The sequence below is a fragment of the Amycolatopsis sp. SB7-3 genome (genome assembly GCF_041021335.1).
Lineage (GTDB): Bacteria > Actinomycetota > Actinomycetes > Mycobacteriales > Pseudonocardiaceae > Amycolatopsis > Amycolatopsis japonica.
Genome location: NZ_JBFPJQ010000001.1, coordinates 2,116,964 through 2,138,149 on the forward strand (window position 1 = coordinate 2,116,964; position 21,186 = coordinate 2,138,149).

A 21,186-nucleotide genomic window follows, 5' to 3' on the forward strand; every position below is an offset into this window, starting at 1 on the left:
CGAGAGTCTTACACACGGCCCGCCGGGTCCTTCGACGGTAGCTCTAGTCACTGCCGGCCGTCGCCGCGTCGACGGCCGGGCCGCGGGTGGCCGCCCAGGCCGGGACCAGGGTCGCCGCCAATGCGAGCGCCGCGGCGAGCCCGATGATGGTCAGGTAGATCAGCGGCGAGCCCATCGGCAGCAGCGAATCGGCCGCGACCAGGCAGAACGGGACGATCGCGCCCGCCGAGACGACGGTGCCGAGCACGATCCCGACCAGTGCGACGAGCCCGCCTTCGAAGCCGGCCATCCGCAGCACCTGCGCCCTCGTCGAGCCGATGAGCCGCTGGAGACCGAACTCACGGCGCCGCCGCACGGTCGCCATCACGAGCGTGTTGGCGACCGAAATCACCGTGTAGGCGATGATCATCCCGACCAGCAGGTAGTTCACCCACGCGCCGACGGCCTGGTCCTTGTCGTGCGCCGCGACGAGCGCCGCCCGGTCACCGACGGACACCGGCAGTCCGGCCGTCGCCTCGCGGAGCCGCTCGGTGAGCGCCGCCGGATCGACGTCCGGGGCGGCGCGGACCAGCATCTGCGGCGCGAGTCCCGCGGTGGTGTGCGGGGCCAGGAGGTCGGCCGGGAGCAGCAGGCTTTCGAAGCCGGGACGCTGGCTGGTGACCGCCACGACCTTGACGTCGACGGGCGCGCCGTCGCCGAGCCGAAGGCTGAGCGTGTCGCCGAGGCCGCGGCCGAAGTCCTTCGCGAAGACCTCGGGGAGCGCGACGGTCCGGCCGGTCAGTGCCGTCAGGTCGCCCTGCGTCACCTTGGTGTCGGTCGTGGCGGCCGCGCCGGAAGCGGTGAGGCCGATCGCCGGACGCCCCTCGTCGGAGGAGTCGTACGGCTTCTCGAGGAACACGCTGCTGGTGACGTACTCGGACGCACCGGCGACGCCGGGCACGGCCTGGATCCGCTGGACGAGATCCGGGGACAGCCCGCCCGCGACGGAACCGATCACGGCGTCCGCCCGGACGTCTTCGGTGAAGGCCTGGTTCGCCAGCTCCTGCTGGGTGGTCTGCAGGTAGATGTTCGCGGTCGCGATGCCGACGGCGAGCATGATCGGGGTGACCGCGCCCGCCGCCCGGACGATCCCGGCGCGGGTGTTGAGCACGGCGAGCCGGGCGTCGATGCCGCCGAGCAGGCGCATCGGCCACTGCAGGATCGCCGTCATCACCTTGGCGACGCCGGGCGTGATCATCGCGACGCCGATCGCCCACAGGATCACCGCGGGGCCGGCGGTGCTGGCCGCGATCGGTCCGGTCATCACCGCGACGGTCACGATGGCCAGCGCGGTGCCGCCGCCGAAGCAGAGGGCGGCGACGATGAACCGCGTCGGGGTCAGCCAGCGGCGGGTGACCGCGGCCTCGGCGAGCGCCTCGGTCGGCCGGATCTTCCCGGCCCGGCGGCCCGCGACGAAGGCGGCGATGAACACCGCGAGCATCGCGGCACCCGCACCGACGACGGCGGGCAGCCAGCCTTGGTAGAACCGCAGGACCGAGGGCACCACGCCGTTTTCGACCAGCTGGCCGAACAGCCATTCGCCCAGGACCGGGCCGAGGACCGCGGCGAGCGCGGTGGCGAGCAGGCCGACGGCCAGCGCTTCGCCGAGGACCATGCGCCGCAGCTGACGCGGGGTCGTGCCGATCGCCCGCATCAACGCGAGTTCCCGCGAACGCTGCTGGGTGGACAGGCTCAGCGTGCTGGCGACGACGAACATCGCGACCATCACCGAAAGCCCACCGGACACCGCGGCGATGACGATCAGGTTGGTCCCGCTCGTCTCGGCCTCGGGGAACTCCGCGACACCGCGGTCGATACCGGTCAGGACGTTCGCCCCGGACGCGGCCTCGGCGACCTTCGCCCGCACCGTTTCGACGTCGGCGCCGGGATCGGTGAAGACGCCGATGACGTCGGCCTTGCCGGGGTGCCCGGAGAGCCGTGCGGCGTCGGCGGCGGAGAAGGACACGGCGGCCTGCGTGATCGAACGCGGCGCACCGGCCACTCCGGCGACGCGGAACGACTCGGCCTTGCCGCGCGCGGCGATCTGCACGACGTCACCGGGCTTCGCGCCCGACGAGGACTCGACGACGACCTCGCCCGCGACCGGCGCGGCACCCGCGACCAGCGCGTACGGGGTCAGGACGGCGGAGTCCCAAGCGTGGCCGAGCGCGGGCTTCCCGCCCGCCGCGAGCGGGAAGCTCACTTCGCCGACGACGTCCGAGACGCCGGGGACGGACCGCAGCCGGGAGACCAGGCCGTCGTCGAGGCGGACGCGTTCGGGCAGCCGCGCGTCCTCGAACTTGCGTTTGTCGTCGGGTTCGAGGGAGGCCGGGTCCTCCTTGGGCAGCTCGAAGGTCTGGCCGCCGGTGACGAGGATCGGGGCGGCCGCGAGCCGCTGCGGTTCCGCGTTGCCGCGGATCCCCGTCTCCATCAGGCCACCGCAGGAGGCGACGATCAGCGCGCCGAAGAAGACGGCGATGAAGGTGCCGATGAAGCCGCCCTTGCGCAGGCGCAAGGTCCGGAAGGCGAGTCGCAGCATCACGCACCCGCCCTGGCCGGGCTGCCCCAGGCACCCAGGTGGGTCATGCGTTCGGCGACGACGTCCGCGGTCGGCGCGTGCAGTTCGTCCGCGATCCGGCCGTCGGCCAGGAAGATGACGCGGTCCGCGTACGAAGCCGCCATCGGGTCGTGGGTCACCATGATCACCGTCTGACCGATGGTGCGGACCGAAGCACGCAGCAGTTCGAGGACCTCGGCGGCGGTGCGGGTGTCGAGCGCCCCGGTCGGCTCGTCGGCGAAGACCACCGCGGGCCGGGTGACCAGTGCCCGCGCGATCGCCACGCGCTGTGCCTGCCCGCCGGACAGTTCACCGGGAAGGTGCTTGCGGCGGCCGGAAAGCCCGACGCGGGCCAGCATCTCCTCGACGACGCGACGATCCGGCTTGGCACCGGCGAGCTGCTGCGGGAGCGTGACGTTCTGCTCGACGGTCAGCGCCGGAAGCAGGTTGAAGGCCTGGAAGATGAAGCCCACCCGGTCGCGTCGCAGCTTCGTCAGCTTCGTCTCGCTCATCCCGGCCAGCTCCTGCCCGTCGAGCACGACGGATCCCGACGTCGGCCGGTCCAGCCCGGCCGCGCAGTGCAGGAAGGTGCTCTTGCCCGAGCCGGAAGGGCCCATCACGGCGGTGAAGCCACCACGCGGGAACGCGAGCGTCACCCCGTCCAGCGCGACGACGCCCTTGCCGTATTCCTTGCGGACGCCGTCGAGCCGGACCGCGTCTCCGTTCCACCCAGGGTTCATGCTGAAAACCCTAGGAATCCCAGGTCGGAAGCACCCTGGGGCGAGCGTGCGTCTCCTTGGTAGGGCGGGCCCTACCTGACCGCCCCGGTCTTGGCGTCCACGTCGAGGTCGTGCTCGATCCCCTTGCCGTCACGCAAGCCGACCTGCCAGACGAGGGCACCGTCGGTGGCGCGGTCGATCTCCATCTCGTCGAGCTCACCCGGCTGCCGTTGCTGCGCGGTCTGCAGTGCCTTGACCGCGTCGACGTCCGCCTGTGCGATTTTCGCCAGATCGTCGCTCGGCTTCGCCGTTTGCCGATCGCCGAGGACCTGCCCGCCGTCCCGGCTCACGCGGATCTCGTGTTCCTGCCCGCCGGACGCGACCTTGATCGCCCAGCCGTCGTTCGCGGGCTCCACGTCGAACACCCGCCCGCCGGGCACGGCGGCCGCCGCGGCTTGGATCGCCTTCACCGGCTGGGCTTCCGGTCCCGGAGCCGCAGGCCCCGGCGGTGGCTCGGTGGAACAAGCGGCCAGCGTCAGCGCGACCGCGATGACGAGAAGTGATGACTTCATGATCCGCGCGTACCCGCCCGCCGCGAGCTCGAACCGTCGCCGGACCGGATGGCACTGTGGGGTGATGGTCTCGAACGGACAGGGCTGGCTCCAGATCGGCGAGCTGACGACGGCGTTCGCGCTTTCGGCAGCGATCGGGCTGGAGCGGCAGATCAGGGGCAAGAGCGCCGGGCTGCGGACCCAGACGATCGTGGGCACGGCGTCCGCGCTGATCCTTTTGGTCAGTAAGTACGGTTTCGGCGACATCCTCGCGACCGGGCAGGTGGTACTCGACCCGTCGCGGATCGCGGCGCAGATCGTCTCCGGTGTCGGCTTCCTCGGCGCCGGGCTGATCATCACCAGGCAGGGCGCGATCCGGGGACTCACGACGGCCGCGGCGGTCTGGGAGACCGCGGCCATCGGAATGGCGGCGGGTGCTGGCTTGCTGCTGCTGGCGGTCGTCGTGACGGCCATGCATTTCGTGGTGGTACTCGGTTTCACCTGGCTGACCGAGCATCTTCCTGGCGGCACGGGTACGACCAGGCTGCGCGTGAGTTACGCGGACGGGCAGGGCGTCCTGCGCGATCTGCTCGCGCTCTGCACGAGCCGCCGATGGTCGATCACGTCCTTGCGGATCACCGACGACCGCGACGGCGAGGTGACGGTCTCACTCGACCTCACCGGCCCGGATCACGCCGCGGCCCCGACCGTGCTCGCCGCGACCGAAGGCGTGCGGTCCATCGAGACCACCGATGACGACTAGGTGCGGCCTTTGCCGCCAAAGCCTCCGCCGAGTTTGCGCAGCACCGCCCTCGGCAACAATCCGCCGACCGCGACGAGCGCCTTGTACTGCAGGCTCGGCACCGAAATCACCTTTCCGCGGCGCAGATCCGCGAGCGCCTCGTCGACGACCTGGTCGACACCGAGCCAGAACGCCTTCGGTCCTGGCTTGTCCAGCCCCGCCCGCTCGTGGAACTCCGTGGTGGTGAACCCGGGGCACAGCGCCATCATGCGGATGTTCTTCGGCAGCGAGGCGGCGATGCCCTCGGTGAACGAGGTGACCCAGTTCTTGCTGGCGGTGTAGGTCGAGCCGCGCCCGCTGAAGAAACCGGCGACCGAGCTGACGTTGATGATCGCGCCCTCGCCGCGGCCGATCATGCCCGGCAGCGCGGCGCGGGTCAGCCGCAGGACGGCCGTGACGTTGACGTCGAGCTGACGCTGCAGCGCGTCCGGCGGGATGGTCCAGAAATCGCCGTTGAGGCCGAAGCCCGCGTTGTTCACCAGCAGGTCCACCGGCTCGTCTTCCAGGCGGGCCTCGACCAGCGCCCGTCCGTCCACTTCGGACAGATCGGCGGGTAGGACGACGACGTCGACGCCGTGCGCCTCGATCAGTTCCGCCGCGAAGCCCTCCAGCCGGTCGACGTCGCGGGCGACGAGCACGAGGTCGTACCCCTCGGCGGCGAGCCGGCGCGCGAACTGTGCACCGATGCCGGCGGTGGCACCGGTGATCAGGGCGGTCTGTGTCATGCCGCCGAACCTACTCCTCGGTCGGATTCCGGGAAGACGCTCGGCTGAGGCGAGCGTGGGGGTCACCCACCGTGGGGATTTGACGTGCAATGGCCGGAGTCGGGAAGTATCGTCCGCCCCCATGGGGAAGCACAGCAGGCGAAAGCCGAGCTACCTGCCCAAAGTCGCGGTCGGCGCGGCGCCGCTGGCGTTGTTGCTCGCCGGCCCGGCCACCGCGATCGCCGCCCAGACCGACCCGTCGATCCCGCTGCCCCTCGACCACCAGCGCGAAGGCAGCCTCGACCGCGGGGCCGGCTTCACCACCGAAGGCGACACATCCGTCTTCCGCGGTTTCTTGACCAACACCGAACGGAACGTCTTCGGCAAGGACCTGGGCGACGCGAAGGCCGTCGCGGACGTCCGCCGCTCGGTGAGCGAGACCGTCGAGACCCGCGAGAGTGTCACGGCCCGCCCGGACAAGGTCGGCGCGCTCGGCGCGGCGAAGACCGCCGAGACCCTCAAACAAGGCCAGCGCGAAGCCGTGAAGGTCGACCGCTACGGCAGCGTCGTCGCCGGGAACGAGACCGAACTCGAGCGGACCGGCGCCCGGCTGACCGAGGTCGCGCTCGACCCGCGCACCGGCGTCCCCAGCTTTGTTTCCCAGGACGGCCGCGGTCTCCGCGCCTCCGAAGGGACCTACCACGCCGTCCGTCCGCTGCCCGGGGTCGGCGTGATCAACGAGACCGACCAGCGCGTCGGCGGCACTCTCGACCGCGCCGTCCGCCTCGACGGCGGATTCTCCGGCGACCTCGGCGGTGTCCTGGAGGCCGGGCGATCGTCCGGGCACGCGGTCGACGTCGGCGAGCTCGCGGCCGTCGGGACGACGTCGGCACAGCACGGCAACGGCCGGTTCAAGGGTGTACTCCCGCTCGACGTCGGCTCGGGCGCCGCCTTCGGCCAGGAACACGCGTTCGGCGGCACCGTCGGCCCGGCGACCGGGCTGGTGACCACCGGACAGGACGTGGATCTGGCGCAGCACGGCGGCGGATTCACCGGAGGCGGTTCGCACACCATCAGCGGCGACCTCGGCATCGGCGAGATCGCCGCCGTGCACGGCACCACGACGTCGTCCGTGCGCGGGGTCCTGCCCACCACCGATCCGGCGGAGGCGGGGCATGGGACGCAGTCCGGGACGCTCGACCTGACGTTGCTCGGTCAGCCGGCGCACACCGGCTACGTCGCCGGGGCGCTCCCGCTGGAACTCAAGCCGGCTTAGGCCTGCGGCTCGATGTCGTCGGCGGCCTCGGCCTGCCAGTGACGGCCCGGGGTCGACGCGTTGTCGTACTCCTCGTCGAACGGGTCGACGATGTCGGCGATCTCGCCGAGGTCGCGCAGCAGCCGCTCGAGCCGCGACGGCCCGGCGTTCGGGGCGACACTCGCGAGCACCCACTCGTTCTCCAGCCACGCCACGCCGACGTCGCCGCCGAGCGAATCCGCCGCGTCGACGAGTTCCTGCGTGATCACCTTGCGGGCACCCTCGGAATCGTCCGCGAAGGCGTAGCGCTGACCGATCGGGCCGAGCATCTCGGGCATGTCCTGGCGCTGGAACGGCACGCTGGACAGCCACATCTCCAGCGGCGTCTCGTGCACGCGGTTGCAGCGCACGGCGACCACGACCGCCGGGATCTGGCCCTCGGTCTCGATGTCGAAGATGAAGACGGGGCGCCGTCCATCGGAGGTGAAGGTGGACCCGGCCACGACGTTGACCGCCAGCTGCGCGCCGAAGTAGCCGATCGCGCCGTTGGACCACTGCCGCGGCAACCGCTCGTCCTCTTCGACGAACTGCCAGCCGCGCAGCTCGGCCCAGCGCATGCGCTCGCGATTGCGCGAGCCCTCCTTCGCCCGGTCGGCCGCGAGCAGCGCCAGCCCCGCCACCAAGGCGACGGCGGCGATGACGAACCAGATCCACGCCGGAATACCCACGACGGTCAGGGTATCCCCCTGCCCTCACCGGATGTGATCGCCGGGCGCCGTGTCGCGCGCCCCTTTCGGTGCGGCACCCGGGAAAGACCACGAAAGACGCAAGGAAAGGTCGACAAATCTCCCTGTCGCCAACACTCGTGAGCGGCAGGCGATCGCGCGTGATCAGACGGACGACTCACGTGATTGGACGGCCGACACGCGTGATCAGCGGCGTGACTCACGTGACCGAAGGCGGAACTCACGTGATCAGAGGCGGAACACCCGAGTGCGGCCTCCAATCACGCGAGTCACGTCCCTGATCACGCGAATCACGCCTCCGCTCACGCCGCGCCTGTGTGCTTAGTCCGTGAAGGCCTCCTTGAGGGACTCTGGGTCCCTCAAGGAGGCCTTCACGGACTTCGGACAAGGAGGTACAGAAGGCGAGGCCTCAGTCCACCCGCGTGACCGTCAGGGCGTCCGACGCCTCCTGGGCCGGGATGTCCACCCGGACCGTGTCGCCGTCCCGGATCTCACCGGCCAGCAGCTGTTTCGCCAGCTTGTCGCCGATCGCCGACTGCACGAGCCGCCGCAGCGGCCGCGCGCCGTAGATCGGGTCGAAGCCGTTCAGCGCGAGCCACTCGCGTGCCCCGTCGGTGACCTCCAGCGTCAGGCGGCGCCGCGAAAGCCGGGTGGCGAGCCGCTCGATCTGGATGTCCACAATGGACGTCAGCTCGTCGGTGCCCAGCGCGTGGAAGACCACGATGTCGTCCAACCGGTTCAGGAACTCCGGTTTGAACTGCCGCTGCACCACCGACATCACCGCGTCGTTGCGCTGACGCTCGTCGAGCGCCGGGTCGGCGATGGCCTGCGAGCCGAGGTTCGACGTCAGCACCAGGATCGTGTTGCGGAAGTCGACCGTGCGGCCCTGGCCGTCGGTGAGCCGTCCGTCGTCGAGCACCTGCAGGAGCACGTCGAACACGTCCGGGTGCGCCTTCTCGACCTCGTCCAGCAGCACCACCGAATACGGCCGCCTGCGCACCGACTCGGTCAGCTGCCCGCCCTGGTCGTAGCCGACGTAGCCCGGGGGCGCACCGACCAGGCGCGCCACCGAGTGCTTCTCGGCGTACTCGCTCATGTCGATCCGCAGCATCGCGCGTTCGTCGTCGAACAGGAACTCCGCCAGCGCCTTCGCCAGCTCGGTCTTGCCGACGCCGGTCGGGCCGAGGAACAGGAACGAACCGGTCGGCCGGTCGGGGTCGGCGACGCCGGCCCGGGTGCGGCGCACCGCGTCCGAGACGACCTGCACGGCCTCCTTCTGCCCGACGACCCGCTTGCCGAGCTCCTCCTCCATCCGGAGCAGCTTGCCCGTCTCGCCTTCCAGCAGCCGTCCGGCCGGGATGCCGGTCCACGCGCTGACCACGTCGGCGACGTCGTCCGCGCTGACCTCCTCCTTGAGCATGACGTTCTGCTGGCTGACCTCGTTCGCCTCGGTCGCGGCCTGGAACTCCTTCTCCAGCGCGGGGATCCGGCCGTAGCGGAGTTCGGCGGCCTTGCCGAGGTCGCCGTCGCGTTCGGCGCGTTCGGACTCGCCGCGCAGCTGCTCCAGCTGCTCCTTGAGTTCGCGGACGCGTTCGATCGAGCCCTTCTCGTTCTGCCAGCGCGCGGTCAGCGCGGTCAGCGTTTCCCGCTTTTCGGCCAGTTCCGAGCGCAGCGCGGCGAGGCGCTCCTTGGACGCGGCATCGTCCTCTTTGGACAACGCCATCTCCTCGATCTCCATCCGCCGCACGGCGCGCTCGACCTCGTCGATCTCGACGGGCCGCGAGTCGATCTCCATGCGGAGCTTCGAAGCGGCCTCGTCGACCAGGTCGATCGCCTTGTCCGGCAGGAACCGGGCGGTGATGTAGCGGTCGGACAGGGTCGCGGCGGCGACCAGCGCGGCGTCGGTGATGCGCACACCGTGGTGCACCTCGTACCGCTCCTTGAGCCCGCGCAGGATGGCGATGGTGTCCTCGGGGGACGGTTCGCCGACCAGCACCTGCTGGAAACGCCGCTCCAGCGCGGCGTCCTTCTCGATGTGCTCGCGGTACTCGTCGAGCGTGGTCGCGCCGACCATGCGCAGCTCGCCGCGGGCGAGCATCGGCTTGATCATGTTGCCCGCGTCCATCGCGCCCTCGCCGGTCGCGCCGGCGCCGACGATGGTGTGCAGCTCGTCGATGAAGGTGACGACCTCGCCCGCGGAATCGGTGATCTCCTTGAGCACGGCCTTCAGCCGCTCTTCGAACTCGCCGCGGAACTTGGCGCCCGCGACCATCGAGCCGAGGTCCAGCGCCACCACGCGCTTGCCGCGCAGCGACTCCGGCACGTCACCGGCGACGATGCGCTGGGCGAGCCCTTCGACGATGGCCGTCTTGCCGACGCCGGGTTCGCCGATCAGCACCGGGTTGTTCTTGGTGCGGCGCGAGAGCACCTGTACGACGCGGCGGATCTCGGTGTCGCGGCCGATCACCGGGTCCAGCTCGCCGGCGCGGGCGCGCTCGGTCAGGTCGACGCCGTACTTCTCCAGCGCCTTGAACGTGCTTTCGGGATCCGCGCTGGTGATCCGCGCGGAGCCGCGCACCTTGGCGAACGCCTCGCGCAGCGCGTCCGGGGTGGCGCCGTGCCGTTTGAGCAGCTCGGCCACCGGCCCGCCTTCGGTGGCGAGGCCGACGAGGAGGTGCTCCGTCGAGACGTATTCGTCGCCGAGTTCGGTCGCGAGCTTCTGCGCGTGCGTCAGCGCCTTGACGGCGTTCGTGTCGAACTGCGGGCTCGACACGGTGGCGCCGGTCGCCGACGGCAACGCCGCGATCAGCGGCTCCAGCTCCTTGTGCACCTGCGCCGGATCGGCCCCGACCGCGGTCAGCAGCGGTGCGGTGAGCCCCTCACCCTGCGCCAGCAGGGCGCCGAGCAGGTGTGCGGCCGCCACGTGCGGGTTCCCCGCCATCGTGGCCGCCTGGGCCGCCGACGAGATCGCCTGCTGGGTCTTCGTGGTCGGGTTGAAAGCGTCCATCCCTCACCTCGTACTAGGTCTTGCAAAGCTCTGTCGACAGGTACAACGTCAGGAAAGTTGAGTCTGTTCCACTCAACTCCGAAAAGTTTCAGCCCCCGGTCGGGGAGACGGCCTCCGCGGGCAGCCGCGGACCCACCCGGCCGAGGCCGACGACGGCCGCGCAGGCGCACGCGGCCACGAGCACCCACGGGATCCAGACTGCCACGGAGAACAGCGCGACGACGGCCGGAGCGATCACCGCGGCGAGCGTGAATGCGTATTGGAAGGCCGCCAGATACCGGCCCCGCGCCTCCGGTGGCGCCGCCGCTTCGGCCAGCGCCCCGGAGCGCGGACCGAACGCGAGATCGCCCGCGGCCAGCACGAGGGTCGCGCCGAGCAGGTAAACCGGCTGGAACACCTTCGGCACGAACACCACCATCAGACAGGCGAGGCACCACACCGCGAACAACGCCGAACCGGCGCGCATCGCGGCGATCCGGGTCAGCTTCCTGGTCAGCCGCAGCCCGAGGACTCCACCCAGACTGGTGACGACGGTGAGCAGCGCGATGATCGCGCCGGGAAGCCATCGAGGCCCATGCAAGGCGTTGAAGACGTACACGGGCATCCCGATGAGGAAGAAGTCCATCGTGAGCGCGAAGAGGCCGCTGAACACGATGAGCGCCAGGTACGGACGGTTCCGCCAGACCCGCGCGGATCCCGGGCGCCGCGGCAGATGCCGAGGGGCGGGCGTGACGAGCGTCGAGAGGATGGCCGCGGCGATGACGAAGGTCGCGACGTCCAGCATCACGGCGACGTAGAGGCCTTCGCGTCCGATCCACACCAGCAGCCCGGCCGCCGCGAGCCCGCCAAGCCCGAAGCCCGCGGAGCGGACCATCGCGGCTTCGGCGAACGGCCGGTCCTTCGGTCCTTCACCCGCGACGTCGGCGATGAGCGAGAACTGCGAGCTGTAGAACAGCTGCTGTCCGGCCGCGAGCATGACGGACGCGCCGACGACCCCGGCGAACCCGCGGGCCAGCAGGAAGGCGCCCACCCCGGCGGCCTGCAGGACGTGGGCGCAGATCATCACCGTCCGCGGGCCGATCAGGTCGACGAGCCGTCCGGCGAACGCGGGGACGAGCAAGCCGGCCAGTGCACCGAGAGTGACGGCGCTCCCCGCCTGAGCGAGGGGCAGACCGACCACACGGATGACGAAGACCAGCCCGAGCGGGAGGAAAAGTCCCGAGCCGAAGTTGTCGATTCCCAAGGCGACCAGCAATGCGACCCGGTTACGCACTGATACGACGCTACCGGCGTCACAGCGCTACGAAAGGTCCGTTCAGTCAAGACCGGCGGGTAGTAACGACCTGGGTCAAACGTCGCAGGTCCGCACGGACAGGGCGGCGCGGACGTCGGCGTTCATCTCCGCCAGGCGCGTGGTCAGTTCGAGGACCTTTTCGTCGTCCCAGCCGCCCAGCGCGCGCTCCATGAACTCCAGATATCCGGCCCGCCTGCGCCCCAGCTCCGCGCGCCCGCGCTCGGAGATGCTGATGATCGACGCGCGGCCGTCTTCGGGCGCCGGACGGCGGTCGACCATGCCCGCCGCGGACAGCTGGGAAATTTGACGACTTACGACCGAAAGGTCCACGAAGCGTCGTTTGGCCAATTCGGAGGGCCGTGCCTCGCCGTGCTTCGCCAGATCCGACAGCAGCATCGCGGCCGCCGGATGCAGCCCGGGGTCGTCCTGCCACGCCTGCATTATCCAGGCGTGCTGCAGCTGCGAGGCGGCCTTCAACTCACGCATCAGCTCGACCCTGGCGTCGTCCGCGGAGCTCATCGGTCCCTCCTGGCTACTTGTACAGTACAACTTTATTCGGCGACACTTGCGTAAGACAACTATTTACCTCGTGAGATCGCCCACTGCGGACCGGCTTCGAGTACACCCGTCCGGAGCAACGATGCGGGCAAAAGGTCTCTCGGCGGCTAGTCTCGCGAACGAGCCGGAACTCAGCCGACCGGCCGACAGCCACTGACCGGAGAGGTGAATGATCCGTGAATTCTTCTCCAGTGGACCCTCGTACGTGAAACCGGGGAACTGTCTTCCGGTATGCGCTTCCCGATCAGCGACTCCCAGCCCGTGACGGCCGACGCGGTCAGCCCGGTCCCGCGGTCTTCGGCGCCGCGCGAAGCACCGCCCGCCGTCACCGCGATGGTGCGGCTCATCCGGGACACCTGGGCGAAGTCGGAACCCTTCATCCCGGAGATCTCGCAGTTCTTCTACGGGATGCTGTTCACCCTCGCGCCTGCCACCCGCGACTTCTTCCCGATCAACATGGAGGTCCAGCGCGGCAGGCTGGTCCGCGCGCTGGTCCACATCGTGCAGATGGTCGACCGGCCGGACGACCTCGTCCCGTTCCTGACCCAGCTCGGCCGCGACCACCGCAAGTTCGGCGTCATCCCGCGGCACTACGAGGCCGTGGGCACCGCGCTGCTCGCCTCGCTCAAGAACCACCTCGGTCCGGACTGGACACCCGAGGTCGAACGGGCCTGGGCGGAGGCGTTCACCATCGTCGCCCGCGCGATGCAGGAGGCCGCCGCGGCCGACGTCAACCCGGCGTCGTGGTCGGCGACCGTCCTCGAACACCGGCGGCTCACCTGGGATCTCGCCCTGGTCCGCGTCCAGCCCGAATTCCCGGTGCCGTATCAGCCCGGCCAGTACATGAGCGTCGAAGTACCGCAGCGGCCGAGGCTCTGGCGCTACCTCTCGCCGGCGAACGCGCCGCGCGAGGACGGCGGCATCGAGTTCCACGTGCGCGCGGTCGACGGTGGCTGGGTGTCCCGTGCCATCGTGAGCCACACGCAGCCCGGCGACGTCTGGCGGCTCGGACCGCCGCTCGGCAGGCTTTCGGTCGACCGGACCGACGGCCGCGGCGTCCTGATGATCGCGGGCGGCACCGGTATCGCGCCGCTGCGCGCCATCTTGGACGATCTGGCGCAGTGGGGCGAGAACCCGAAGGTGCAGTTGTTCTACGGCGGACCGTCGCGTGAGGACCTCTACGACCTCGACGAGTTGCGCGCCCTGGCGGCCACGAACCCGTGGCTCACCGTGACCCCGGTGGTCGAACACGGCGAAGAAGCCCCCGGCTGCGTGCAGGGCACGCTCGCGGAAGCCGTTACACAGCAAGGATCCTGGCCGGGACACCGGATCCTCGTGGCCGGCTCGCCCGCGATGATCCGGGCGACGGTGTCCCGGATGCTGGTCGCGGGCAGCGCGCTCGACCAGATCGCGTACGACCCCTTCACCATCGACTAGGAAATTCGATTCCACAATGGTGTTCGGCCGCGTTACGTGATCTCGTGAACACGGAGAAAAACCCACCCGATCGGCCGATCACGCATTCCTTTACTTAGTGCCAGACGGGGTTGACGGCGCGTATATCGTTTGCTCCGTTCGAGCGGGAAACAAACATTCGTGGATCCTTTCGCGACTTTCGGGCATACAGTCGAGAACCCTCGGGGGAACACGCGCACGATGACATCGGGTCTGGAGAATATGCCCGATCCAACTGGAGAAAATCGTTCACCCATGACTGCCGAAACAGTGAAGTACGAGCATCCGCCCAGTTCGTCCAGATCTTCACCGATTCCCGTCCCGCCCTTGATCGAGACGCCGACGGCGGACAAGTCCGTCCAGCTGGCCAAGCTCATCAGGGAGAGTTTCGCCGCCGTCGAAACGAAGTCCGAGGAGCTGTCCCAATACTTCTACGGGGCGCTCTTCTCCGTTTCACCCGACGCCAGGGCGCTCTTCCCGATCAACATGGCCACGCAGCGAAATCGTTTGCTGCGCGCTCTCGTCTACGTCGTGCAGATGGTGGACCGGCCCGACGAACTGGCCACGTTCCTCGGCCAGCTCGGCCGGGACCACCGGAAGTTCGACGTCCTCGGCCGCCATTACGACGCCGTCGGCGTCGCGCTGATCGCCGCGTTGAAAAGGTTCTTGAAGGACGACTGGACTCCCGAGGTGGAGGACGCCTGGGTCACCGCGTACGGCGTCATTTCGAAGACCATGCGCGAGGCCGCGGGCAAGGAGGTCGGGCCGGCGTGGTGGAAGGCGACAGTCATCGAACACCGCGTCGTGTCCCGTGACGTCGCCATCGTCAAGGTGCGCACCGATCAGCCGCTGCCGTACCGGGCCGGCGGCTATGTGAGCGTCGAGGTCCCGCAACGGCCGCGGATGTGGCGGTACTTCTCGCCGGCCACCGCGCCGCACGACGACGGGACGATGGAGTTCCACGTGCACGCCGTGCGCGGCGGCTGGGTCTCGCGCGCGATCGTCCACCACACCCGGTTCGGCGACGTCTGGCGCCTCGGCCCGTCGCTCGGCGCGCTTTCGGTGAGTCACACGGAAAGCCGTCCGCTGCTGATGATCGGCGGCGGTACCGGCGTCGCGCCGCTGCTCGCCCTGCTCGACGACATGTCGCGCTGGAAGAACAACCCGCCGGTGCACCTGTTCTTCGGCGGGCGCCGTCCGGAAGACCTCTACGCCCTCGACGAACTCCGCGGGCTCACCGTCACCTGCCCTTGGCTGACGGTGACACCGGTGACCGAGGAAGGCGCCGTCACCGGCGGTGACCGCGGCACGCTGGCCACGGCGGTCACGCAGCGCGGGGCCTGGAAGGAGCGTGACGTGTACGTCGCCGGGTCGCCGTCGATGATCCGGGCGACCATCGCGAAGCTGCTCGCCGCGGGCACGGACCTGGGCCGGATCAAGTACGACCCCTTCACCCTGGACTGAGGTGATACTTCGTTCGTATTAGGCCGATCGGCTGTTCCACCTGGGCCCGACGCAGCAGTAGGTCAGTGAATCATTGACCACGGTCACCGGCGGATTTATGGTCTAGACCACATTGCTCCCCCTCACGGGAACACCGTCGTTCCATCCCCAGGAGCCGGCATGACCGTCAAACGCAAGCTCGTGGCAGCCGCCGCCGGTGCGATCCTCGCCCCGATCGCCATCGTGGCCATCCCGCAGGTGGCCAGCGCCCACGGCTATGTGCTGTCCCCGCCCAGCCGCCAGGCGAACTGCGCCCAAGGCAAGGTTTCCGGCTGCGGCGCCATCGTCTACGAACCGCAGAGCGTCGAAGGCCCCAAGGGGCTCCGCAGCTGCAACGGCGGCCTTCCCGGATTCGCCGAACTCAACGACGAGTCGAAGCCGTGGCCCGCCGCGTCGGTCGGCAACAGCGTGACCTTCAACTGGAAGTTCACCGCCTACCACCGGACCACGAACTACGAGTACTACATCGGCGGCACCAAGATCGCCGACATCAGCGGGAACAACTCCGCGCCGAAGGACCCGACGTCGCACACGGTGAGCCTGGCCGGCTTCAGCGGCCGCCAGAAGGTGCTCGCCATCTGGAACATCGCGGACACGCCGATGGCCTTCTACAGCTGCATCGACCTGCAGATCGGCGGTGGCACCCCGCCCACCAGCACCAGCAACCCGCCGACCACCAGCAACCCGCCCACGACGTCGAACCCGCCGACCAGCACCAGCAACCCGCCCACCGGCGGCACCTGGGCGGCCGGAACGTCCTACGCGGTCGGCAACACGGTGACCTACGGCGGCGCGACCTACCGCTGCCAGCTGGCGCATACCGCGATCCAAGGCTGGGAACCGCCGAACACCCCCGCCTTGTGGACCCGGCAGTAAGGGGGACGTGCCAGTGAAGCTGGCCCTCGTTCTCGTCGCCGGTCTCGTGGCCCTCGCGGGCTGCGGGGCCGGCGATGGCTCACCAACCAACGCCGGCGCCCCGATCTCCCCGGTTCCCCAGTCGGCCGGGGCGGCCGCGGAGTACAACGACGCCGACGTGATGTTCCTGCAGATGATGATCGCCCACAACAACCAGGGCGTGGAGATCGTCAAGCTGGTCAAGGCCAAGCAGGGGCAGAAGCAGGAGCTCAAGGATCTCGCGGCCGCGATCGAGGCGACGCAGCAGACCGAGAGCACCGACATGCGGAACTGGCTGAAGGCCTGGGGCAAACCCGAGACGGGTTCCATGGACCCGAAGGCGCACCATCATCACGGTGGCGACGGGCTCACCGACAAGGGCCTGCTCGACGCACTGTCCAAAAAGGATGGTCCGGAGTTCACCCTCGACTTCGCCGACATCTTCGTGGCGCACCAGCACAACGGGGTCGCGCTGGCGAGGACCGAGCTGAAGGACGGGAAGAACCCCGAGTCGAAGGCGCTGGCCCAGCGGATCCAGGACTCGCGCACCGGCGAGGTCCAGCAGATCCGGACCCTGGTCCCCGGCCAATGACGCATTTAGTCCTCTGAATGCGTGAAGTACGTGAAGGCCCCCTTCACTGCGTCTAGCGCGGTGAAGGGGGCCTTCACGTACTCACGAGGGCTGGGGACCCGCGGCATTTAGAGGACTAATTGCGTTTTTTGGGCTTCCAGACCACGAGGGCCGTCTGCTGCCGCAGGGGAACGAGATCCTTGCGGTAGGAGGCGTGCACGGCCGCGGCCGTCTGTTCGGCGGTGAGGTACGCCGCCGTGAGCTCCTCGGTCAGTTCGGCGATACGCGAGCGGAGCGCGTCGACCTGGTTCTCCAGCTCGATGATCCGCTTGATGCCCGCGAGATTGACACCGTCCTCTTGGGACAGTCGCTGCACTTCGCGCAGCAACGCGATGTCCCGCATCGAGTAACGCCGTCCACCGCCGGAGGTCCGGCCCGGCGACACGAGACCCTGGCGGTCGTAGGACCGCAGGGTCTGCGCGTGCAGGCCGGAAAGCTGTGCCGCCACCGAAATGACGAACACCGGGGTGTCCTCGTCCGCACCGTGCGGCAGCCCGCCGAACATCTTGCTCACCTGCCTTCGAGAAGTTCGGTGATCTCCGGTCGCGGGTCGTGGTCGGCCATGGCTTCCGCGTACGCCTCCAGCGCTTCACGGGCCTTGTCGTCCAATTTGGCCGGGATGGCCGCCTGCAGGGTGACCAGCAGATCGCCCTGCGAGCCGTCACGCTTCGCGATTCCCTTGCCGCGCACACGAAGCACGCGACCGCTCGCCGTACCCTGCGGCACCTTCAGCGAGACCTTGCCCTCGAGCGTCGGCACGGTGATCGTGCCGCCGAGGGCCAGCTCCGTGAAGGACACCGGCACGGTGATCGTCAGGTCGAGGTCCTTGCGCCCGAACAACGTGTGCGGAGCGACGTGCACGCGGACGTACAGGTCGCCCGGCTGCGCGCCGCCGCGGCCCGGTTCGCCCTGGCCCGCCAGCCGGATCCGCTGGTCGTCGGCGACGCCCGGCGGGATCCGCACGGTCAGCGTGCGAGTGCGGGTGCTGATGCCCTCGCCCGCGCATTCCGGGCACGGGTCGTCGATGATCTGACCGCGGCCGCGGCAGTCGCGGCACGGCTCGGAGAACGCGAACGCGCCCTGGCTGCGGCTGACCAGCCCGCTGCCCTGACAGGTCGCGCACGTCCTCGGGGAGGTCCCCGGTTTCGCGCCGTTGCCACCGCAGGTGGAACAGGTCGCCGGGCTCGACAGCCGCAGCGGCAGGGTCGCGCCCTTGACCGCCTCGGTGAAGTCGATCCGGACGTCGGTCTCGACGTCCGATCCGCGTTGCGGCCGGTTCGCCGTGGCACCGGCCGCGGCGCCGCGGCGGCCGAACAGCCCGCCGAGGATGTCGCCGAGACCGCCGAAGCCGCCCTGCTGCTGACCCGCCTGGCCGAAGATGTCGCCGACGTCGAAACCGCCGCCGCCGGCACCGCCACCCGGGAAGCCGAAGCCACCGGGACCGCCGGAGCCGAAGAGGCGGCGAGCCTCGTCGTACTCCTTGCGCTTGGCCGTGTCGGACAGCACGCCGTACGCCTCGGAGACCGCCTTGAACTTCTTCTCCGCCTCCGCGTTGCCCGCGTTGGCGTCGGGGTGGTTCTCCTTGGCCAGCTTGCGATAGGCCTTCTTGATCTCGTCCGCGGTGGCGTCGGAGGAGACGCCCAGTTCACGGTAGAAGTCCTTACCGATCCATTCCCGTGCACTCACCGAACGTCTCCTCCTTTCACGCCGTATCGCCGATCAGCGGTTGTTCTCATCGAAAAGTTCGCCCTCGAGCGGCAGCTCGCCGCCCACCGGCGGGTCCACCGGGGCGCCACCCGGCTCGTGGTCGGTGACCCCGACCATCGCCGGACGCAGCACGCGCTCGCCGAAGCGGTAACCGCGGCGCATGACCATGGTGACCGTCGGCCCGGTGACGTCCGGGGACGTGCTGTGCTGCACGGCCTCGTGCACGCTCGGGTCGAAGGGCTCGCCTTCGGTGCCGAACGCTTCGAGGCCCGACCGCTGCAGGCTGCCGACCAGCTTCTCGCCGACCGCCTTGAAGGCACCGGTCAGATCGCCGTGCTGCTCCGCGCGCTCGAGATCGTCGAGCAGCGGAAGCAGGTCTCCGACGACCGACGCCTTCGCGCCGACGACGACCTGCTCGCGGTCGCGGTCCACGCGCTTGCGGTAGTTCGCGTACTCGGCCTGGAGACGCTGAAGGTCGGCGGTGCGTTCCGCCAGCTCCTTCTCCAGTCCCGTGGCCACCGACACCGAGTCGTCCACAATGGACTCCCCGAGGCCGGGGCCCGCGTGGGTCGCGGGCTCCGGCTCGGTCGATGCGGTGTCTTCACTCGGAGCGGCGTGCTTCGGGCCGTCCTGGGGTTCGGCGGCCGGGGCAGCCGGGCGGACCTCACCGGTCAGCGGGTCGATCCGCCTACGGTCCCGCACGACCACCGGTTCCTCCGGGCCCCGGCCCTCGGTTTCGTCGTAGCGTCCCGTCACTTCTTGTCCTTCTCGTCCTCTTCGACGATCTCGGCGTCGACGACGTCGTCCGCCTTGGCCTGCGAACCGGTACCCGCGCCCGCCGCACCGGCGGCGCCTTCACCGGCGGCACCCTCGGCACCCGGGGTGGCGTTGGCGTAGAGCGCGGTGCCCAACTCCTGCGAAGCGGTGTTCAGCTTCTCGATGGACTCGCGGATCTTCGCCGAGTCGGTGCCCTTGAGCGCCTCGTTGGCCTCGTCGATCGCGGACTTCACCTTGCCCTTGAGCTCGTCGGGCAGCTTGTCCTCGTTGTCCTTGACGAACTTCTCGGTCTGGTAGACCAGCGTCTCCGCCTGGTTGCGGGTCTCCGCCTCCTCGCGGCGCTGCTTGTCCTCCTCGGCGTGCGCCTCGGCGTCCTTGACCATGCGCTCGATGTCGTCCTTCGGCAGCGCGGAGCCACCGGTGATCGTCATCGACTGCTCCTTGTTCGTGCCGAGGTCCTTCGCGAGGACGTGCACGATGCCGTTGGCGTCGATGTCGAAGGTGACCTCGATCTGCGGCACGCCACGCGGGGCGGGCGGGAGACCGGTCAGCTCGAACATGCCGAGCTTCTTGTTGTGCGCCGCGATCTCGCGCTCACCCTGGAACACCTGGATCTGCACCGACGGCTGGTTGTCGTCCGCGGTGGAGAAGATCTCCGAACGCTTGGTCGGGATCGTGGTGTTGCGCTCGATGAGCTTGGTGAACACGCCGCCCTTGGTCTCGATGCCCAGCGAAAGCGGGGTCACGTCGAGCAGCAGGACGTCCTTGACCTCACCCTTGAGCACACCGGCCTGCAGCGCCGCGCCGACCGCGACGACCTCGTCCGGGTTCACGCCCTTGTTCGGCTCGCGGCCGCCGGTCAGCTCCTTGACCAGCTCGGACACGGCGGGCATGCGGGTGGAACCACCCACGAGCACGACGTGGTCGATGTCGCCGACGGCGACACCCGCGTCACGGATGACGTTGTTGAACGGCTTGCGGGTGCGCTCGAGCAGGTCCGAGGTGATCTTCTGGAACTCGGCGCGGGAGAGCTGCTCGTCGAGGAACAGCGGGTTCTTGTCCGCGTCCACCGTGATGTACGGCAGGTTGATGCTGGCCGAGTTGGAGCTGGACAGCTCGATCTTCGCCTTCTCGGCGGCCTCACGGATGCGCTGGAGCGCCATCTTGTCCTTGGTGAGGTCGATGCCGTTGGACGACTTGAACTTGTCGACCAGCCAGGTGACGATCCGCTCGTCCCAGTCGTCACCACCGAGGTGGTTGTCACCGGAGGTCGCGCGGACCTCGACGACACCCTCGCCGATCTCCAGCAGCGAGACGTCGAACGTACCGCCACCGAGGTCGAAGACCAGGATGGTCTGTTCCTTCTCGCCCTTGTCGAGGCCGTACGCCAGCGCCGCCGCGGTGGGCTCGTTGACGATGCGGAGCACGTTCAGGCCGGCGATCTGCCCGGCCTCCTTCGTGGCCTGCCGCTGCGCGTCCTCGAAGTACGCGGGGACGGTGATGACCGCGTCGGTGATGGTCTCGCCCAGGTACGCCTCGGCGTCGCGCTTGAGCTTCATCAGCACGCGGGCGCTGATCTCCTGCGAGGTGTATGCCTTGCCGTCGATCTCGGTCTTCCAGTCGGTACCGATGTGCCGCTTGACCGACCGGATGGTCCGGTCGACGTTCGTCACGGCCTGGTTCTTCGCCGGCTGGCCGGTCAGCACTTCGCCGTTCTTGGCGAAGGCGACGATGGACGGGGTGGTGCGTGAACCTTCCGAGTTGGCGATGACCGTCGGCTCGCCGCCCTCAAGGACAGCGACGACCGAGTTGGTCGTGCCGAGGTCGATGCCGACCGCTCGCGCCATGGTGTGATCCTCCTGCTAGTTCGTGACCTGCACGTTCTCGCCCACCTTGAGTGGGCTCAACGCAAGTTGTATCGGGATGGTGGGGCTTCCGTCAAGCCGGACTTGAGTCACCCTCACTCAACCTTGTATCCGGCTCAACG

At 69.3% G+C, this 21,186-nt stretch carries 18 protein-coding genes; 6 read left to right on the forward strand and 12 right to left on the reverse strand.

The window, feature by feature from the left end; translation table 11 throughout:
* Positions 1–43 precede the first annotated feature (43 nt).
* The 3 genes from AB8M46_RS10375 to AB8M46_RS10385 form a co-directional block, all read right to left on the reverse strand.
* Positions 44–2,578, reverse strand: a complete 2,535-nt coding sequence (locus tag AB8M46_RS10375; protein ID WP_394360166.1) for an FtsX-like permease family protein — start codon at positions 2,576–2,578, stop codon at positions 44–46.
* Positions 2,578–3,336 (reverse strand): ABC transporter ATP-binding protein, encoded by a 759-nt coding sequence (locus tag AB8M46_RS10380; RefSeq protein WP_394360167.1) that lies wholly within the window; start codon positions 3,334–3,336, stop codon positions 2,578–2,580. Before AB8M46_RS10380 ends, AB8M46_RS10375 begins: the two co-directional genes overlap by 1 nt.
* A 71-nt stretch (positions 3,337–3,407) precedes the next feature.
* Positions 3,408–3,887, reverse strand: a complete 480-nt coding sequence (locus tag AB8M46_RS10385) for a PepSY domain-containing protein (RefSeq protein ID WP_037334520.1) — start codon at positions 3,885–3,887, stop codon at positions 3,408–3,410.
* A gap of 61 nt (positions 3,888–3,948) precedes the next feature.
* Here AB8M46_RS10385 and AB8M46_RS10390 point away from each other — a divergent pair, with 61 nt between their 5' ends.
* Positions 3,949–4,629, forward strand: a complete 681-nt coding sequence (locus AB8M46_RS10390; RefSeq protein WP_394360876.1) for an MgtC/SapB family protein — start codon at positions 3,949–3,951, stop codon at positions 4,627–4,629.
* Here AB8M46_RS10390 and AB8M46_RS10395 read toward each other — a convergent pair.
* Entirely contained in the window at positions 4,626–5,393 is a 768-nt protein-coding gene (locus AB8M46_RS10395; RefSeq protein ID WP_394360168.1) for an SDR family NAD(P)-dependent oxidoreductase, read from the reverse strand. The two genes, AB8M46_RS10390 and AB8M46_RS10395, sit on opposite strands and share 4 nt — an antisense overlap.
* 121 nt (positions 5,394–5,514) lie before the next feature.
* Between AB8M46_RS10395 and AB8M46_RS10400 the strand changes: the two genes are divergently transcribed.
* On the forward strand, positions 5,515–6,648 hold the full coding sequence (locus AB8M46_RS10400) for a hypothetical protein (protein ID WP_394360169.1): 1,134 nt from the start codon (positions 5,515–5,517) through the stop codon (positions 6,646–6,648).
* Here AB8M46_RS10400 and AB8M46_RS10405 read toward each other — a convergent pair.
* The 4 genes from AB8M46_RS10405 to AB8M46_RS10420 all read right to left on the reverse strand — a co-directional run bounded on the left by AB8M46_RS10405 (position 6,645) and on the right by AB8M46_RS10420 (position 12,193).
* Positions 6,645–7,355 (reverse strand): hypothetical protein, encoded by a 711-nt coding sequence (locus AB8M46_RS10405; protein ID WP_037334510.1) that lies wholly within the window; start codon positions 7,353–7,355, stop codon positions 6,645–6,647. The genes AB8M46_RS10400 and AB8M46_RS10405 overlap by 4 nt on opposite strands.
* A gap of 427 nt (positions 7,356–7,782) precedes the next feature.
* Positions 7,783–10,380, reverse strand: coding sequence for an ATP-dependent chaperone ClpB (gene clpB / locus AB8M46_RS10410; RefSeq protein WP_037334507.1), 2,598 nt, complete (start codon positions 10,378–10,380; stop codon positions 7,783–7,785).
* A gap of 88 nt (positions 10,381–10,468) precedes the next feature.
* Complete coding sequence (locus tag AB8M46_RS10415) at positions 10,469–11,653, reverse strand: MFS transporter (RefSeq protein ID WP_394360170.1); 1,185 nt, start codon at positions 11,651–11,653, stop codon at positions 10,469–10,471.
* Positions 11,654–11,728: 75 nt separating this feature from the next.
* A complete protein-coding gene (locus tag AB8M46_RS10420; RefSeq protein ID WP_037334501.1) occupies positions 11,729–12,193 on the reverse strand; it encodes a MarR family winged helix-turn-helix transcriptional regulator in 465 nt (154 codons plus the stop codon).
* 270 nt (positions 12,194–12,463) lie between these two features.
* Between AB8M46_RS10420 and AB8M46_RS10425 the strand changes: the two genes are divergently transcribed.
* From AB8M46_RS10425 to AB8M46_RS10440, 4 genes are all read left to right on the forward strand, one after another.
* Positions 12,464–13,669 (forward strand): globin domain-containing protein, encoded by a 1,206-nt coding sequence (locus AB8M46_RS10425; protein WP_172843548.1) that lies wholly within the window; start codon positions 12,464–12,466, stop codon positions 13,667–13,669.
* A gap of 273 nt (positions 13,670–13,942) precedes the next feature.
* Positions 13,943–15,151: a globin domain-containing protein gene (locus tag AB8M46_RS10430; RefSeq protein WP_370323670.1), complete on the forward strand. Its 1,209-nt coding sequence runs from the start codon at positions 13,943–13,945 to the stop codon at positions 15,149–15,151.
* 159 nt (positions 15,152–15,310) lie between these two features.
* Positions 15,311–16,066 (forward strand): lytic polysaccharide monooxygenase, encoded by a 756-nt coding sequence (locus AB8M46_RS10435; RefSeq protein ID WP_037334498.1) that lies wholly within the window; start codon positions 15,311–15,313, stop codon positions 16,064–16,066.
* 7 nt (positions 16,067–16,073) lie between these two features.
* Positions 16,074–16,676: a DUF305 domain-containing protein gene (locus tag AB8M46_RS10440; protein WP_394360171.1), complete on the forward strand. Its 603-nt coding sequence runs from the start codon at positions 16,074–16,076 to the stop codon at positions 16,674–16,676.
* A gap of 115 nt (positions 16,677–16,791) precedes the next feature.
* Here the strand turns inward: AB8M46_RS10440 and AB8M46_RS10445 are convergent, their stop codons facing one another.
* Genes AB8M46_RS10445 through dnaK form a run of 4 tightly spaced genes read right to left on the reverse strand, consistent with a single transcriptional unit; the run spans position 16,792 to position 21,046 of the window.
* A complete protein-coding gene (locus AB8M46_RS10445; RefSeq protein ID WP_037336183.1) occupies positions 16,792–17,220 on the reverse strand; it encodes a heat shock protein transcriptional repressor HspR in 429 nt (142 codons plus the stop codon).
* 5 nt (positions 17,221–17,225) lie between these two features.
* Positions 17,226–18,401, reverse strand: a complete 1,176-nt coding sequence (gene dnaJ / locus AB8M46_RS10450) for a molecular chaperone DnaJ (RefSeq protein ID WP_037334492.1) — start codon at positions 18,399–18,401, stop codon at positions 17,226–17,228.
* A gap of 33 nt (positions 18,402–18,434) precedes the next feature.
* Positions 18,435–19,178, reverse strand: a complete 744-nt coding sequence (gene grpE, locus AB8M46_RS10455; RefSeq protein ID WP_037334489.1) for a nucleotide exchange factor GrpE — start codon at positions 19,176–19,178, stop codon at positions 18,435–18,437.
* Positions 19,175–21,046 (reverse strand): molecular chaperone DnaK, encoded by a 1,872-nt coding sequence (dnaK, locus tag AB8M46_RS10460; RefSeq protein WP_016338148.1) that lies wholly within the window; start codon positions 21,044–21,046, stop codon positions 19,175–19,177. The genes grpE and dnaK overlap by 4 nt, the downstream gene beginning before the upstream one ends.
* Between the last annotated feature and the right edge of the window lie 140 nt (positions 21,047–21,186).

Excerpts from the sequence above, each read along its gene's own strand:
- AB8M46_RS10375 (WP_394360166.1), bottom strand. The coding sequence starts at position 2,578 with ATGCTGCGACTCGCCTTCCGGACCTTGCGCCTGCGCAAGGGCGGCTTC.
- AB8M46_RS10445 (WP_037336183.1), bottom strand. The coding sequence starts at position 17,220 with ATGTTCGGCGGGCTGCCGCACGGTGCGGACGAGGACACCCCGGTGTTC.
- dnaK (WP_016338148.1), bottom strand. The coding sequence starts at position 21,046 with ATGGCGCGAGCGGTCGGCATCGACCTCGGCACGACCAACTCGGTCGTC.
- clpB (WP_037334507.1), bottom strand. The coding sequence starts at position 10,380 with ATGGACGCTTTCAACCCGACCACGAAGACCCAGCAGGCGATCTCGTCG.
- AB8M46_RS10380 (WP_394360167.1), bottom strand. The coding sequence starts at position 3,336 with ATGAACCCTGGGTGGAACGGAGACGCGGTCCGGCTCGACGGCGTCCGC.
- AB8M46_RS10385 (WP_037334520.1), bottom strand. The coding sequence starts at position 3,887 with ATGAAGTCATCACTTCTCGTCATCGCGGTCGCGCTGACGCTGGCCGCT.
- AB8M46_RS10420 (WP_037334501.1), bottom strand. The coding sequence starts at position 12,193 with ATGAGCTCCGCGGACGACGCCAGGGTCGAGCTGATGCGTGAGTTGAAG.
- AB8M46_RS10400 (WP_394360169.1), top strand. The coding sequence starts at position 5,515 with ATGGGGAAGCACAGCAGGCGAAAGCCGAGCTACCTGCCCAAAGTCGCG.
- AB8M46_RS10395 (WP_394360168.1), bottom strand. The coding sequence starts at position 5,393 with ATGACACAGACCGCCCTGATCACCGGTGCCACCGCCGGCATCGGTGCA.
- AB8M46_RS10435 (WP_037334498.1), top strand. The coding sequence starts at position 15,311 with ATGACCGTCAAACGCAAGCTCGTGGCAGCCGCCGCCGGTGCGATCCTC.
- AB8M46_RS10430 (WP_370323670.1), top strand. The coding sequence starts at position 13,943 with ATGACTGCCGAAACAGTGAAGTACGAGCATCCGCCCAGTTCGTCCAGA.
- AB8M46_RS10425 (WP_172843548.1), top strand. The coding sequence starts at position 12,464 with ATGCGCTTCCCGATCAGCGACTCCCAGCCCGTGACGGCCGACGCGGTC.